This window comes from Brevundimonas sp. KH_058 (assembly GCF_057838505.1).
In genome coordinates, this window is the sequence record NZ_CM174469.1 from 2,464,059 (window position 1) to 2,478,624 (window position 14,566).

Below are 14,566 nucleotides of genomic sequence, written 5' to 3' on the forward strand. Positions count from 1 at the left end.
TTGCCAAACAAGACTGACTTGGACCGTTCTGATTTGCAACCCTTGCCAAATGGCTGACGCGGGGTCACTTTCGCCGCATGGGACGCACCGCAGACTACAGCCGCCAAAGCTGCTCCATCGCCGCCACGCTTGAGGTGATCGGCGACCCCTGGACCCTGCTGGTCATTCGCGACGCCTTCAACGGCGTCAGCCGGTTTGAACAGTGGCAGGACAATCTGGGCGTGGCGCGCAACGTCCTGGCCGCCCGTCTGAAAAGCCTGGTCCAGCACGGTGTGCTTGAGCCGCAGCTTTATTCCGAACGCCCGCCGCGCAACGAATATGTCCTGACCGCCAAGGGCAAGGATCTGTACGGCGTGCTGGTGACCCTGCACGGCTGGGGCGCCAAACACGTCTATGGCGACGCCGACAGCGGCATCGACATGATCCACAAGACCTGCGGCTCGACCCTGACGCCGCGCATCGCCTGCGGCTGCTGCAACGAGATCGTCAAACCTAGGGACATTCTGCTGACCCACGCCGAGAACCGGCCCACGGTCGGTGACGTGATGCCGAAGGAAGCGGCCTAAAGTGTCATCTCGCTGCGAAACTGCAACAATCCGTCGCAACACGTAGGAGATGCCAGCGGTTAAGGTGACTGTATGCCAGAACAGCCTTCTCACCCTGTGACATCGAAAATATTACGACGAGCGTTGTCGCTGATCGGTTGGTCGGCGACCTTTGCGCTGCCTCTCTTCGCCTATGGTCGACATGCCGGTTGGTTTGGCTGACAGGCTAGCAAGCCGCAGCGGCGCGAATAAAGTTTGAACGACCTGCTGCCGCTTTCTGGCAGGAGGTCTGCTAGGATCGTCGCGTGTCCCGATCCGAACGCCTTCTCGATCTGCTGAACGTCCTGCGGCGGCATCGTCGGCCGGTGAGCGGGCAGGTGTTGGCCGATGAGATGGGCGTCAGCCTGCGCACCCTGTATCGCGATATCGCCAGCCTGCAGGCGCAGGGCGCGACGATCGAGGGGGAGGCGGGGGTCGGATATGTGCTGAAGCCGGGCTTCATGCTGCCGCCGCTAATGTTCACGCCGGAAGAGATCGAGGCCCTGGTGCTGGGCTCGCGCTGGGTGGCGGATCGGGCCGACACGCGAATGCGGGATGCGGCTCTGGCGGCGCTGGGGCGGATATCGGCGGTGTTGCCGCCGGACCTGCGCGACGAGATGGAGACCTCGGCCCTGCTGGTCGTGCCGGGGGCGCCGTTCCCGGCGGACCAGGTCGATTCGGGGCTGTTGAGGAAGGCGATCCGCACCGAGCGGCGGCTGAGGCTGTGCTATCGCGACGAGGCGGGCGCGGCGTCGGAGCGGGTGGTCTGGCCCTTCGCCCTGGCCTTCTTTGATCGGGTGCGGCTTCTGATCGCCTGGTGCGAGTTGCGAAACGATTTCCGTAGCTTCCGAACAGATCGCATCGTCGAGGCCGAGGTGATGGAGGCGCGCTATCCCGCCCGTCGCCAAACATTGATGAAGACCTGGCGTGAGGCGCACGAAAGATCGAGAGCGTCTGAAGGCTGCTGACGGAAACTGGCAGCAGGATCGGCTAGGCTTCGCGGTGTTGGAAACCGAGGGCAGGGCCGATGACCGAGATCGAGGACATTCTTCTGGCCGTCGCGGATCCCGAGACCAGCGCGAGGTTCTACGCTGGCCTGTTCGGCTGTCGGCCGGTGATGGCGGGTTCGGATCGAGCGCTGTTCATGCTGAGTTCGGGGCGGGCGCTGGGGCTGTTGCGGCGGGCCGGCGAGGGGCAGGTCTGCGAGGTGGATTTTCCTCTGGAAGGCGCCGCGGCGGTGGATCAGGCGCATATCGACTGGTGGGACCGGGGTGCGCGCATCCTGACGCCGCCGATGGATATGCAGCCGGGCCGAAGCTTCGTGGCCGGCGACCCGGACGGGAACCGGCTGAGGGTCTATGCCGTCGCCGCGTGAGGGCGGTCAGACCTCGGCTTCGAGCCGATAGCCGACGCCACGCACATTGGTCAGCAGGCCGGCGGCGTCGGCGGCGTCCAGCTTGCGGCGCAGATGGCTGACGTGGCTGTCGATGGTGCGTTCCAGCACGTTCTGATTGGGGAAACAGGCCTGCATGATCTCGATCCGGCTGAAGACCCGCAAAGGCACGCGCGCCATATGCGCCAGAATGCGGAACTCGGTCAGGGTCAGGTCCAGGCGGCGCTTGCCCGCCGGGGTAAGGATGGCGGCCAGATAGTTTTCCAGCTGCACCTCCAGCGGGCCGACGCGCAGCACCTTGATGGAGCGGTCGCCATTGCTGCGCCGCAGGATGGCCTGGGCGCGGGCCACGACCTCGATCGGCTTGAAGGGTTTGACGACATAGTCGTCGGCGCCGATGCGCAGGGCCTGCAGCCTGTTCGTGCTGTAGTCCAGGTCGCTGACCATGATCACGGGCGTCTCGCCGCGACGACGCACCTCGCCCAGCACGTCCCAGCCGTCGCGGATCGGCAGGCGAATGTTCAGCAGGACCAGGTCCGGTTTCAGCGCGGCGTGCAGGTCGGCGGCCTTCTGACCATCGGCGGCGACGACCGTGCGGAAACCCTCGCGGCGCAGACAGGCGTCCAGGGCCTCGACGCTCTCTGCGTCGTCGTCAGCGATCAGGATCAGGCTGCTCATCGCGCCGCCATCGCCCTGTCGGCCGCTAAAATCCAGCAAAACCGGACGCGTTCGGACAAGTTTCATCGCGCCGTCGCAAAGGCTTCACGCAGATAAAGAAAAACCCCTTCCGCCGTGGCGGAAGGGGGCAGTCTGTCTGTCGTTCGGGAGGAACGCTTCAGTAGGAGGCGCGCAACTCGATGCCGAAGGTGCGCGGGGTGTTGAAGTTGCCGTAGTCGCCCAGCGTGGCCCGGTTCGAGGGGTCACGACGATAGACGTAGGTCTCGTCCAGCAGGTTGCGCGACCACAGAGCCACTTCCAGCAGCGGGCCGCCGTCGCGGGTCGTGATGTCGGCGACCGCCAGACGGGCGTTGACCGTGAAGGCCTTGTCGTTCTTGACCGCGAACTGTTCGAAGCTGTGCGACGCATCGGCGTAGTTGGCGTCGATGTGGGCGCGCAGGGTTGCGCCCATGAACGGCGATTCCCAGTCGGCGGCGACCGTGCCCGAGTTTTCCGGCGTGAAGGCGATGAACACCTGTTGGATCACGCCGTTGAAGGGGTTCACCGTGTCCGGGATCTTGGCGTCCGTATAGGCGTAGGAAGCCGAGAAGCGCAGGTTGGCGGTGGCCTGGAACTGGCCTTCCAGCTCAAGACCGCGGATCTTGGTGGTGCCGGGCGCATTGACCGTTTCCAAGGTGTTCCGGGTGCCGGTGATCAGGCTGAAGTCGATCTGGCTGTCCGTGCGGTCCATGGCGTAGAGGGCCGCGTTCAGGCGAAGACGGTTGTCCAGCATGTCGCCCTTGAAGCCGATTTCGTAGGCCTTGACCTCTTCCGGGCGGAACGAGCGGTAGGTCAGCGAGCGCGACGAGGCGCCGCCGGCGCGATAGCCGGTCGAGTATTTGGCGTAGACGTTCATCCGGTTGGTGATGTCATAGGCCAGGGTGACCAGCGGATCGAAGCGTTTGACCGAGGTGTTGAAGGTCAGTTCGCCGGAAACGCCGTTGACGACCGGCAGGGCGTTGTTGACGAGTTCGAGCGTGCCGTCCTTGTCATCCCAGGTGTAACGGCCACCGACCGTCAGGTGCAGGGCGTCGTCCAGAACCGCAGGGGTCCAGGTCGCTTGACCGTAGACGGCCTTGGATTCCGAATGAGCCGTCGAGGCGCGGTCGGTGAAGCGCGATCCGCGGAAGGTCGGAGTGGGGTCGTTGATGGTGTAGCCGGTGCCGTCTGCATTCCAACGGTTGGTCTGCGGCGTGGCCGCGTCGTCCGAAACCGTTTCCTTGAAGTAGTAGAGGCCGCCGACGTAGTCGATGCGGTCACCCAGCGAGCCGACAGCCTGGAGCTCCTGGCTGAACTGATGCTGCCAGAAGCCGGCCAGCGAATAGCGGCTGAAGGTTCCGTTCGGCACGCCGATCGGCGGACGGTGGGCGCCGCCGATGTTGTCCCATTGCTCGACATCGACGTCGCGGTAGGCCGTGATCGAACGGAGTTCGAGATCGTCGTTCGGACGGTAGGACAGGTGCAGGTTGGCGCCGCGGGTGTTGTCGACGCTCCACTGTTGCGGCACGCCGATGTCGGCCTGTGTCATGCGCTCTTCGCCCTCGACCCGGACCAGCGGCGACAGGCCGCGGATGTTGCCACGAGCGACGGTGGATGAGCCCGAAACGACCGGCGAGGTGAACGGGACGACGTTCAGGCCATTGGGGTTGAAGTTCAGCAGCTGGCTGTAGAACGGGGTGTTCTTGTCCTTGCCGATGTCGGCGGCCAGATCGGCGGTGAAGTTGTCGCTGGGGCGCCAGCGCACCTGGGCGCGCAGGCCGCGACGGTCGTAGGAGCCGAAGCCTTCTTCGCCAGGCATGATGTTCTCGGTCACCGGGCCCTGGGCCGAGACCACGCCGTCGACCTTGAAGGCGAAGTCGCCGATGGCCGGGAAATCGACATGCAGTTCCGAGTTGTAGGAGTCGAGGTTGCCGACGCCGGCGACGGCGCGCATGCCGAACACGCCGGTGGGCTTGCGGGTGACCAGCGACAGGGCGCCGCCTTCGGTGTTGCGCCCGAAGAGGGTGCCTTGCGGGCCCTTCAAGACCTCGACGCGCTCGATGTCCAGCAGTGCGGCGCCCAGGCCGTGCTGGCGGGCCAGATAGACGCCGTCGACATAGACGCCGACGCCCTGTTCGCGGGCGGGCTGGTTGGCGTCGTTCGGCACGATGCCGCGGATGCCGATGGTCAGGGCCGACTGGCGGGCCTCGAAAGTGGTGATACGCAGGCCGGGGACGCTGCCGTCGGCGAGGTCCATCAGGCTCTGGACGTGGCGGTTCGCCAGATCCTCGGAATTGACCACCGAGATCGAGATCGGCGTGTCCTGCAGGTTCGTCTCGCGCTTGGTCGCGGTCACGACGATGTCGTCCAGGCCGGCGGGCTCGGCGTTCACGGGCGCCGGAACGGTTTGGGCGAAGGTGGAAACGGGTGCGGCGAGAAGCGCGGTCCCCAGCAGCAGCTGAAGGCGCAGTTTGGTTTGACGATGCATTTTTATCCCCTGCTTAGTCGGTGCGGGGATTACGGCGCCATTGCGATGCGCAGTTTACATCTGCGCGACACTGGGATGCATCTTTGATGTCTGGAGTGAAGACCGACATTCGGTCAATCTCCATATATTCTCCATTCGATCTCCATAATCGAAAGCGAGGGGGCGCGGCCGGCGGACGCGCGCCCCCTCGCCGGCCGGCCGCTACTTCCTCACATATTTGTCCAGGAAGGTCAGATAGGCGTCCTGGGCGGTGATGCGGTTGTCGCGACGGGTGAAGCCGTGCCCTTCGTTGGGGAAGACGACGTATTCAACCGGCACGCCGTTGGCGCGGACGGCGGCGACCAGTTCGTCGCTCTCGACCTTGAGCACGCGCGGGTCGTTCTCGCCCTGCACCACCAGCAGCGGTTTGTTGATGCCTTCGGTATGGAACAGCGGAGAGATGCGGCGGTGGCGCTCGGCGTCCGTCGCCGGATCGCCCATCTCGTCATACAGGGCGATGCGCTGGGCGCCCCACCACGGCGGGATCGACTCCAGGGTCCGCACCCAGTTGGTGACGCCGAAGATGTCCACGCCCGCCGCGAAGGCGCCGGGATGGAAGGCCAGCGCCGCCGCAGTGATGTATCCGCCATAGGATCCGCCCATCACCGCCACCTGGTCGTCGGCGATCCAATCCTGCTGCCTCAGCCATTCGCCGCCGGCGACGATGTCGCGCAGATCGGCTTCGCCGTGCTTCTTGTCGTCCAGGTGGAAGAAGGTCTTGCCATAGCCGGAACTGCCCCGGTTGTTGGCGCCAAGCACGGCATAGCCGTGGTTCACCAGATGCTGGACCATGGCCGAATAGCCCCGACGGGTCTGGCCGCCGGGACCGCCGTGAACCAGGACGATGGCCGGGGCCGGGCTGGTCGCCGACGCGCCCTTGGGTTTGTAGAGCACCGCCGGGATCATGACGCCGCCCTCGCCGGGGTATCGGACGATGGTCGCCTCTACGAGGGCGTTCTCGTCGATGGCGGGGTTCAGGGCATGGGTCAGGCGTCGGGCCTGGCCCGTCGTCAGATCGGCGACGAACACATCCGCCGGGGAGGTGTCGGACGAGACCGTGAAGGCGATGGTCTTCTCATCGTCGTTGAAGCGCACACTGCCGATGTCGCCGTCGGGCAGGCCGGTCAGGGCGACGGGACGGTCGGTCGTGGCGTCAAGCAGCGTCAGTTCGGTCTTGGCGTCGGCGTTCAGGCCCGAGACGCGATAGCGGCCGGTGGGCGAATAGAAGACGAAGCTGACATCCCAATCCGCCTGGATCAGCGGCGTGTTCGCACCGCTCGCCAGATCATGGCGAATGGCCTGCTGGAACTCGCCGTTCTGGTCCGTGCCGATCAGAACAGCCTTGGAGTCCGGCGTGAAGTCGAAGGCGGTATAGGCGACATTGCCTTCGTGCGGCGTCAGCAGTTTCGGCTCGCCCGGTGCGGTCAGATCGACCAGGTAGAGGTCGTTGTTCGCGCTGGTCAGCGACTTGTCCAGCACCAGCCAGCGGCCGTCCGGCGAAAGGGCGGCGGGCGAGAAGCCGCCGGTGTTCTCGAACACCGTCCGATGCGCATAGGTGGTCGCGTCATAGGCGACGACGTCGAAGGCCGAGGCGTCGCGTTCGTTCGATGTGACGAAGAAGGTCTTGCCGTCCTGGCTCCAGCTCAGGAAGTCCGCCTTGACCTTGTCGCCCGGCGTCAGGTCGGTGATCGCGCCGTCGGGCGTCCGCACGAACAGATGGCTAAGTTCGTCGCCGCCCCCATCCTGGGTGAACAGGATGCGCGCATCGGCGGGGAAGTAGGTCACCGGATTGACGGCGCTGGTGGTCGAGGCGGTCAACTGGACGGGGTCGCCGCCGGCGACGGGCAGGGCGTAGGCGTTGAACACCCCCGTCTGATCCGACCGGATCAGCACCGACTTGCCGTCCGGCGAAAAAGCCTTGGCCCCGCCGTAGCCCAGGCCATACGTCGTGGTGTCGAAGAACTGCGCCGCCGTATAGGTCGGCGCGGCCGGACTGGCGGCTGACGGCGGGGCGGCCTGCGCCATTGCTGCGGTGGGAAGGGCGACCATCAGGGCCAGTACGGAAACCAGGCAGGCGGTGGTGCGCATCGGGAACCTCTCGTCGGTGGGATGACCGTAGGAGGCGACAGAACATCACGTCGGATGCAGCCTGTCTCCGATTTAATGAACCGTCGCTATGCAGCGACCGCCGCCGTGTCTCGAATGAAACCGCCGCCCAGGACGCGCTCTGTGTCCACAGGGTCGTAAAGGGCGCAGGCCTGGCCTGGCGCCACGCCTTCCTCGCCGGTGTCGAAGACGATGCGGATGTCGCCGTCGATCATCGCAAGGCGGGCGGGGGAGGGCTGACGGGTCGAGCGGACGCGGGCCAGGACGGGGACGTTCGCCTCGGCGGCCTCGACGATGGTGGCTTCGTCGCCCAGCCAGTTGGTTTCTTCCAGCGTCAGTGAGGCGGTCAGCAGCGCCTCGCGCGGGCCGACGATGACGCGGCGCGTTTCGGGTTCCAGCCTGGTCACGAACAGGGGCTCGCCCACGGCGACGTTCAGGCCCCGGCGCTGGCCGATGGTGTAGTCGGTGATGCCGGCGTGCTTGCCCAGAACCCGGCCGTCCATATGCACGATCTCGCCGGCCTCACGGCCTTGGGGGCGCAACCTGTCGATCAGGGTGCGATAGTCGCCGGAGGGGACGAAACAGATGTCCTGACTGTCCGGCTTGGCGGCGATCTTCAGCCCCAGTTCGGCGGCGACGCCGCGCACCTGGGGCTTTTCCAGATCGGCCAACGGGAAGCGCAGATAGTCGAGCTGATCCTGGGTGGTGGCGAACAGGAAATAGGACTGGTCGCGCGAATGGTCGATCGCCTTGCGCATCTGCGAGCGGTTGCCGGCGACGGCGCGGCGGACATAGTGGCCCGTCGCCATGGCCTCGGCGCCCAGGTCGCGGGCGACGTCCAGCAGGTCGCGGAACTTGACCGTCTGATTGCAGCGGATGCAGGGGACCGGCGTCTGGCCCTTCAGGTAGCTGTCGGCGAACTGGTCGATCACCGCGTCCTTGAACCGGCTTTCATAGTCCAGGACATAATGGGGGATGCCGATCATGTCGGCGGCCAGGCGCGCGTCGTGAATGTCCTGGCCCGCGCAACAGGCGCCCTTTTTCTTTAGCGCCGCGCCGTGATCGTAGAGTTGAAGCGTCACGCCGACGACATCGTAACCCGCCTTGTGCAGCAGGGCCGCGACGACGGTGGAGTCCACGCCGCCCGACATGGCCGCGACGACCCGCGCCCCGACCGGCAGGCCGACCGCCGCCCGCGCGTTCTCGACCGCCGCATCCATATCGGTGCGGACGATGTTCGGAACGGCGCAGATGTCTTGGACCAGGGTCATTGCGGCCATTTAGTGCGGAACCGGCGCGATTTCGAGGCCTCAGCGCAGGCGAGCCGGAATATCCATGCGATCATGCAACACCTGGGCGATCTCTATGCGCAGATCGTCGTGGCGATAGGCGATGACATGCCGAGGCGACGCGACTCGATTCTTCGGCGTCATCAGATGACGTGCGTGACGAAGGTGAAACAAGTGAACAGTCTCATGGCTCAAAGAGAGCGATCTGGAGACGGCATGGGTCGGACGTTCCGCCAGCAGTCGGAAAGTGGTCGTCAGCAGCATTCTGTAGCGAGCGCTCGCCACCTCGCCGAAATCGACAGCACTTGCGCGGAGGATCGTATCGATCTGGGTCTGCGCCAGAGGGGCCACGACAAGACGTAGGGACAAAGGATCAGCGACCGAGGCCGTCGAGCCAGGCTTCGATGTCCTCGACTTCTACTCCCAGGCCTGCGTTCAACTCGTCCAAGCCATCCTGGATTTTGGCTTTCAACGCAGTGAGTTGCGTATCGTGCTGCTGCATATCGGCAAGCGCGCTTTCGATGACCGCCGACCGATCACGAAAGGCGCCGGACCCGACCTTCTTGTCGACGAAGGATTCGAGTTGCTCGCTCAGATTTACGGCGAAAGTCGTCATGCCTGGAATTTAACACAGGCGCTTCCAACGACAAGAGCCGCACCCGTCGCCGGATGCGGCCCTTCTTCGTCTTCGGGGAAATCTTTAGGAGCGGTAGCTCTGGATCCGCGTCGTGCGCAGACCCTGCATGCCCCATTTGTCGATGGCCTTCTGCCATGCGAGGAATTCTTCGGCCGTCAGGCGATACTTCGCCAGGGCGTCGTCAAGGCTCAGCAGACCGCCGCGCACGGCGGCGACGACCTCGGCCTTGCGCCGGATCACCCACCGGTCCGTATTGGACGGCGGCAGATCGTTCAGGGTCAGGGGCGTGCCAGTCGGTCCGACCACGTATTGTTCGCCTTTGCTATTCAGGCGTCGCTCTTGCAACATGGGCTTATGCCTCTTTCACCAACACCGTAGTGTCATGAATGTAGGCGGCCCCGACTAAGGTCCGTTTAAGCGTCGTGGTGAAGGAACGGATAAAATCCGTCCCTCCGCGAACGACTCTGTCAACCTTGATTGCGCGACGATTCATCGAGACTAACGCTTACTTACTCGCCGATCAGCGTTTGATGTTGATCAGCTCGGCCAGCATTTCATCGGCCGTGGTGATGATCTTGGACGAGGCGGAATAGGCCCTCTGGGTGGTGATCAGGCCGGTGAATTCGGCCGACAGATCGACCGTCGAGGACTCCAACTGCTTGGCCGCGATCTCGCCCGCGCCGCCCGTGCCGGCGGCCTTCAGATTGAAGGTGCCGGACTGAAGGCTGACGGCGTAGGCGTTGCCGGACACTTCACGAAGGCTGTCGGGGCTGGGGAATGTGGCGACCGCGACCTGGGCGATGCGACGCATCACGCCGTTGTCGAAGATGGCGGTGACGAAGCCGCCTTCGTCGATCTTGATCTCGCTCAGATTGCCGAAGGCGGTGCCGTTGGTGACGGTCGATTGCACCACCGAGGCGGTGTTCAACTGGCTGAGGCCGCCAGCGGAAGTGTTAAGGTCCAGCGTCACCGCCTGGGCGGCGATACCCAGACCGTCGGCCCAGGCGACCTGGCCGGCAGGCATGGTCAGGTTGTTCGGATCCGACTTGCCGAAGTCCAGCGTCGCCATGGTCGGGTCATCGAACAGGCCCGTGCCCGCCGGCCAGGTCTTCATCGTTTCCACGTCGAGACGACCCGACGGGGTGAAGGCGACCTTGCCGATCTTGATCTGGCCGTTGGAGAAAGGCGTGCCGGTGACGACATCGCTGGCCGGCACGGACACGATTTCCGAATACCAGATGTTCGGTTCGTCGCTCTTCAGGAAGCGGATTTCCAGATTGCGCTGGCCGCCCTTGGAGTCCGAGACGGGGATGTTCATCTTGAAGTCGGGCTTGACGCCGACGGGGTTGTCGTCGTCCGCGTTGTACATCGCCATCGAGTTGACCGACGGGTCGTATTTGGTCTTGGCCACGTTGGCGTTGCCCAGGCCGATGTCCGCCAGGTTGACCGTGTAGGCCGGTCCGGTCGCGGGCGTGAACTGCAACTGGGTCGGCGGCGTGCCGATCGGGGTCGCCGTGCCTGCGTTCGCGCCTGTGACCGTCAGGCCGGTCAGAGCGCCGGTCGTCGCGTCGAAGGTCGCGGCGCCGTTGATCCTCTGCGTGCCGGACTTGATGACCACATCGTGGGTATTGGCGCCAGTGCGCGTGTAGCGGACCGAGACGTCGTGCGTGCCGGCCGTCGGCAAGGTCGTGTCTGGGATGCTCTTGTAGGATTGTGCGCTGGCGGCCGCGGCCGGGTCTTGGCTGGAACGCAGGTTGGCGTTGATCTGGACGCGGGTCGTCGGTTCGGCGGTGCCGCCGACCGAGCCGATGTTGATCGAGCGCAGGCGTGACAGGTCGGACGGGTCAGTCGCGATCTCGCCGTTGGGATCCACTGGCCAGCCCTGCAGGTACAGACCGGCGCTGTTCTTCAGATAGCCCTGCTTGTCGACGGTGAAGGCGCCCGCGCGGGTGAACAGGCGGGTGTCGGTCGAACCGACGTTCTCGGCCTGGGTCGTCGTGACGAAGAAGCCCTGGCCGCTGACGGCGAGGTCGGTGCTGGAGGTCGTGCGCTGAAGCTGGCCTTCCTGGCTGACGAACGACCGCGTGTTGGTGGTCACGCCGCCGGCGGAATAGCTGCCGCCGGATGAGGACTGGCTGTTGACCAGGGTCTGGAACTCGCTGGCCGTGCGCTTGTAGCCGACCGTGTTGACGTTGGCGATGTTCTGGGAAATGGCCGCCAGGGCGGCGGAGTTGGCGGCGAGACCGGACACGCCGGCCAGCATTGCACTATTGAGGCTCATGGAAGAACGCTCCTTAAATGAAGGTCATCGGGAAGGCGGCGGATCGCATCATGCGGCCGCCTCCTCGGTGGGGACGTTCGGATTCTCCGTATCGTCGGTGTCGTTGTCGGCCTGCGCCTTGATCTCGTTCAGCGAGATCACGGTCGAAAGCGGAAGGATGGAGTCGCCGATCACCAGATACGGCGCGCCGTTGTACATTTCGACGCCGGTCACCCGGCCCTGGATCAGGGCCTGAGCATCGACCTTGGCGCCTGAGGCGTTGGTCGCGGCGACCTTCAGCGTATAGACGCCGCCGTCCTCGGCCGTGCCGCCGTCCTTCAGCTTGCCGTCCCAGTTGAAGGTGTGCAGGCCGGATTTCTTGTCGGGTGCAGCGCCTTCCCAGACGACGGCGCCCTTGCTGTCGACGACCTGCAGCGTGGCCTTGTCGGCGTCGGCGCCCAGTTCGTAGGCCCAGGTCGCCTTTCCGTCGTTGAACTCGGTCGCCGTCCAGGCGGCGGTCACGCTCTTGCCGATGTAGTTGGCGGCGTTGTCGAGACCGCCTGCGGACTGCGCCGAAAGCAGGCTGGTCAGCAGGTCGTTGGTCAGTAGTTGCTGTTCGACGCCGGCCATCTGGGTCAGCTGGGCCGTGAACTGGTTGGAATCCAGCGGCGATAGCGGATCCTGGTTCTTCATCTGCGTGGTCAACAGGGTCAGGAAGGTCTCGAAGTTCGAGGCCAGGCCCTTGGTGCCTGTCGTTACGCGGTTTGCTGCGGCATTGGTTGTGACGGCGTCGACCATGGGGTCAGACCTTCAGATCGACGCGCTCGGGCGTCTGGGAATGATTGACCCAGGCGCCGGGCGCCGGGACGATGGGGGTGTCGGCCTGGGCCGCCAGGCGAGAGCCGCCAGCGAACAGGGCGTTGCGTTGCTGCTGGCGGTCGAAGGCGCCGCCGTTGCCCGCAGACGGATCGCGTTGGGAGAAGTCGAGCGCGTCTCCCGCGACCTGGAAGCCGGCGTCCTGAAGCTGGCGACGCAGTTCGTCGGCGCGACCCTTCAGGTCGGCAGCGGCGGCGGGGTTGTCGAAGGCCAGGCGGGCCGACAGCTGACCGTCCTTGCCGATCTCCAGGCTGACATCCACGCGCCCCAGGTCTTCCGGCGTCAGCACCATGTCGAACCGGGTCGAACGGCTGTCCAGCCGGCGCGCGATCTGGGCGGCAAGTTGGGCGGTGGTCTCGACGGTCGCGCGCGACAGGGTCGAGAGGCCCAGGTCACGATCAGGCGCGACGGCCTGCTGGATGGGCTGGGTATCGGTGGGCGCCGCGCTGGTCGTCGGTGCGGCGGTGGGGGCGACCGCGAGAGGCGCGGGGGCGGCAGCCGTGTCCGTCGTCGCCGTCGGTTTGGCCGACGGTGCCGAGGCGGCGCCAGCGTCCGCCAGAGACATCGTCTCTGCGCCCGTCGTCTTCGTGTTGGTCGTTTCGGCCGAGACGGGCGCCGTGGCGGCGTTGCTGGTTTGCTGAGCCAGTTCGTGGCGCGAGGGCTTAAGCGGCGGCGCGGCTTGGGTGGGCGCGGGCAGGGTCTGAGACGGCGTGTCGCTGGATGCGACATCGGCGGTTTGGTCTGATGCGGCGGCCGTTTCGGATGTGGCGGACAGTTCGGCCACGATCACTGCTGCGGCGATATCGGCCGATACGGCCGGCGCCGGTTTTGACGACGCCGCAACGACCGAGATCTGGACCTGGGCCGCCGGGATCTGGGCGGCCGTCATGGCCTGGGCGATGGGCGAGGGGGCGGACGGCTTGGCGGTGTCCGCTGGTGTCGTCTGAGCGGCGGCCTTGGCGTTATCTGACGAAGCAGTGATCAGTGTCGCGGCTTCAGCCGGTCGCGTCGCAGCATCCGCCACAGGCTGACCCGCAGGCGTGGGGACGGCTGCGGGTTTCTGGGCGCTTGCCATCAATGCCGACTGAGCGGGTTGGCTCTGGTCATTATCGGCCGTCCGAGCAGTTTCGCTCTGGTCATTATCGGCCGTGGTCTTGTCCGAAATCTTCGCTGCGGTCGGAGTCGACGCCGGTTTTGCGACCGCCAGGAGATCGCCGAGTTCGGCTGCAACCGCTTGGAGGGCTTCGGGTAGGACGATGGCCGCAGCGGTTTTGGTCATGATCTCGACCGACAATGAAGTCGCCGCCGCGACGACATCCGATGCCACGGCGTCTGTCGTGGTGGGGGGCGGCGCCGGCGCCGATCCTGTCGTCGAAACGAATGGCGTGAGCGTCGCCAAACCTTGGGCAGCTTTCACATCGACGGAGGTCGTCGTCGAGGGTGCGGTCTCGATTGATTGCCCAGCGGAAACTTCCACGGTCAACGGCTGCGGCGTCGCTGACGTCAATGGCGCAACCGGTGGCGTCGGCTGCGGGGTGGGGAAGAGTGAGGACGTGACGGCGACGCTTGCCGCATCGTCATCGTTCGCGGCGTCTTCGGTTCCTACCGCCGTCTCGTCGGAAACGATGGGCGGGGTTTGGGAGTCGGCAGTCTTGATCGTGGCCGTTGCAGAGGGCTCGACCATCAGGACAGGCGCGACGACGTTCGTTTCGTCACTGACGGCTTGGGTCAGGATGACGCCGAGCGATTGAACGGTCGTCAAACGACCGGGCGCGACCCGCTCGACCGGCGCGGTATCGAGGCCTGCGTCCAGAACAGCGGCGATCTTGCTGGAGAACAGGCCGGCGTCGGCCATGTCTGCGCCCGAGGCGACAACCGGCGTTCTGGTCGAAACCGGAGCGGCAGGCGCAAACAGGGCGGAGGCGATCGACATGGAGGCGCGGCGGCTTTCGTGAGGGATAAGGTCGGCGCCTGCTGCGCCCAAGGGTTCGCCGCCATCAACGCAAGGGTCGGGCCAAGACCTTAGTCGAACAAAAACAGTGGGTAAGGCAGGCCATCCGATGGGCGGTCGTCATGGCGGCGGTCGTTTATTGCCGCGCTATCGCCATTTTTTGCCCGGCTGTAGACGAACGCCCCTCGATGCGCGCCCAATCCCAAAACCGCATCTGTCGCTGTTGGCCCGACCTTTGCGCGTCTTG

Annotated in this window: 14 protein-coding genes; 4 read left to right on the forward strand and 10 right to left on the reverse strand. The window is 65.4% G+C overall.

Going from position 1 to position 14,566, the window contains the following annotated elements; translation table 11 throughout:
• Window positions 1-77 precede the first annotated feature (77 nt).
• From AC3ISA_RS12120 to AC3ISA_RS12130, 3 genes are all read left to right on the forward strand, one after another.
• A complete protein-coding gene (locus AC3ISA_RS12120; protein ID WP_489178075.1) occupies window positions 78-566 on the forward strand; it encodes a winged helix-turn-helix transcriptional regulator in 489 nt (162 codons plus the stop codon).
• A 284-nt stretch (window positions 567-850) separates the two neighbouring features.
• Window positions 851-1,552, forward strand: coding sequence for a helix-turn-helix transcriptional regulator (locus AC3ISA_RS12125; protein WP_489178076.1), 702 nt, complete (start codon window positions 851-853; stop codon window positions 1,550-1,552).
• Window positions 1,553-1,611: 59 nt separating this feature from the next.
• Window positions 1,612-1,959, forward strand: coding sequence for a VOC family protein (locus AC3ISA_RS12130; RefSeq protein WP_489178077.1), 348 nt, complete (start codon window positions 1,612-1,614; stop codon window positions 1,957-1,959).
• 6 nt (window positions 1,960-1,965) lie between these two features.
• Here the strand turns inward: AC3ISA_RS12130 and AC3ISA_RS12135 are convergent, their stop codons facing one another.
• The 10 genes from AC3ISA_RS12135 to AC3ISA_RS12180 form a co-directional block, all read right to left on the reverse strand.
• Window positions 1,966-2,655 carry a response regulator gene (locus AC3ISA_RS12135; protein WP_489178078.1) on the reverse strand — a complete coding sequence of 230 codons (690 nt, stop codon included), beginning with the start codon at window positions 2,653-2,655 and terminating at the stop codon, window positions 1,966-1,968.
• A gap of 157 nt (window positions 2,656-2,812) precedes the next feature.
• On the reverse strand, window positions 2,813-5,161 hold the full coding sequence (locus AC3ISA_RS12140; RefSeq protein WP_489178079.1) for a TonB-dependent receptor: 2,349 nt from the start codon (window positions 5,159-5,161) through the stop codon (window positions 2,813-2,815).
• Between the two features lie 201 nt (window positions 5,162-5,362).
• Window positions 5,363-7,288 (reverse strand): S9 family peptidase, encoded by a 1,926-nt coding sequence (locus AC3ISA_RS12145; RefSeq protein WP_489178080.1) that lies wholly within the window; start codon window positions 7,286-7,288, stop codon window positions 5,363-5,365.
• 86 nt (window positions 7,289-7,374) lie between these two features.
• On the reverse strand, window positions 7,375-8,586 hold the full coding sequence (gene mnmA / locus AC3ISA_RS12150; protein ID WP_489178081.1) for a tRNA 2-thiouridine(34) synthase MnmA: 1,212 nt from the start codon (window positions 8,584-8,586) through the stop codon (window positions 7,375-7,377).
• Window positions 8,587-8,616: 30 nt separating this feature from the next.
• Window positions 8,617-8,946, reverse strand: coding sequence for a type II toxin-antitoxin system RelE/ParE family toxin (locus AC3ISA_RS12155; RefSeq protein WP_489178082.1), 330 nt, complete (start codon window positions 8,944-8,946; stop codon window positions 8,617-8,619).
• Between the two features lie 22 nt (window positions 8,947-8,968).
• Entirely contained in the window at window positions 8,969-9,211 is a 243-nt protein-coding gene (locus tag AC3ISA_RS12160; RefSeq protein WP_489178083.1) for a type II toxin-antitoxin system ParD family antitoxin, read from the reverse strand.
• Between the two features lie 84 nt (window positions 9,212-9,295).
• Window positions 9,296-9,580 carry a CtrA inhibitor SciP gene (gene sciP, locus AC3ISA_RS12165; RefSeq protein WP_026108337.1) on the reverse strand — a complete coding sequence of 95 codons (285 nt, stop codon included), beginning with the start codon at window positions 9,578-9,580 and terminating at the stop codon, window positions 9,296-9,298.
• Between the two features lie 172 nt (window positions 9,581-9,752).
• The gene (gene flgE, locus AC3ISA_RS12170) at window positions 9,753-11,513 is read right to left on the reverse strand and encodes a flagellar hook protein FlgE (protein WP_372694509.1); all 1,761 of its coding nucleotides are present in this window, start codon (window positions 11,511-11,513) and stop codon (window positions 9,753-9,755) included.
• A 48-nt stretch (window positions 11,514-11,561) separates the two neighbouring features.
• Window positions 11,562-12,290: a flagellar hook assembly protein FlgD gene (locus tag AC3ISA_RS12175; RefSeq protein ID WP_489178084.1), complete on the reverse strand. Its 729-nt coding sequence runs from the start codon at window positions 12,288-12,290 to the stop codon at window positions 11,562-11,564.
• A gap of 4 nt (window positions 12,291-12,294) precedes the next feature.
• Complete coding sequence (locus tag AC3ISA_RS12180; protein ID WP_489178085.1) at window positions 12,295-13,647, reverse strand: flagellar hook-length control protein FliK; 1,353 nt, start codon at window positions 13,645-13,647, stop codon at window positions 12,295-12,297.
• Here AC3ISA_RS12180 and AC3ISA_RS12185 point away from each other — a divergent pair.
• Window positions 13,646-14,119, forward strand: a complete 474-nt coding sequence (locus AC3ISA_RS12185; RefSeq protein WP_489178086.1) for a hypothetical protein — start codon at window positions 13,646-13,648, stop codon at window positions 14,117-14,119. The genes AC3ISA_RS12180 and AC3ISA_RS12185 overlap by 2 nt on opposite strands.
• Window positions 14,120-14,566 lie beyond the last annotated feature (447 nt).

Bases quoted from the DNA above. Each gene is read 5' to 3' on its own strand.
- AC3ISA_RS12120 (WP_489178075.1), top strand. From the start codon at position 78: ATGGGACGCACCGCAGACTACAGCCGCCAAAGCTGCTCCATCGCCGCC.
- AC3ISA_RS12130 (WP_489178077.1), top strand. From the start codon at position 1,612: ATGACCGAGATCGAGGACATTCTTCTGGCCGTCGCGGATCCCGAGACC.
- AC3ISA_RS12135 (WP_489178078.1), bottom strand. From the start codon at position 2,655: ATGAGCAGCCTGATCCTGATCGCTGACGACGACGCAGAGAGCGTCGAG.
- AC3ISA_RS12140 (WP_489178079.1), bottom strand. From the start codon at position 5,161: ATGCATCGTCAAACCAAACTGCGCCTTCAGCTGCTGCTGGGGACCGCG.
- AC3ISA_RS12145 (WP_489178080.1), bottom strand. From the start codon at position 7,288: ATGCGCACCACCGCCTGCCTGGTTTCCGTACTGGCCCTGATGGTCGCC.
- mnmA (WP_489178081.1), bottom strand. From the start codon at position 8,586: ATGGCCGCAATGACCCTGGTCCAAGACATCTGCGCCGTTCCGAACATC.
- AC3ISA_RS12160 (WP_489178083.1), bottom strand. From the start codon at position 9,211: ATGACGACTTTCGCCGTAAATCTGAGCGAGCAACTCGAATCCTTCGTC.
- sciP (WP_026108337.1), bottom strand. From the start codon at position 9,580: ATGTTGCAAGAGCGACGCCTGAATAGCAAAGGCGAACAATACGTGGTC.
- flgE (WP_372694509.1), bottom strand. From the start codon at position 11,513: ATGAGCCTCAATAGTGCAATGCTGGCCGGCGTGTCCGGTCTCGCCGCC.
- AC3ISA_RS12175 (WP_489178084.1), bottom strand. From the start codon at position 12,290: ATGGTCGACGCCGTCACAACCAATGCCGCAGCAAACCGCGTAACGACA.
- AC3ISA_RS12185 (WP_489178086.1), top strand. From the start codon at position 13,646: ATGATCTCGACCGACAATGAAGTCGCCGCCGCGACGACATCCGATGCC.
- AC3ISA_RS12180 (WP_489178085.1), bottom strand. From the start codon at position 13,647: ATGACCAAAACCGCTGCGGCCATCGTCCTACCCGAAGCCCTCCAAGCG.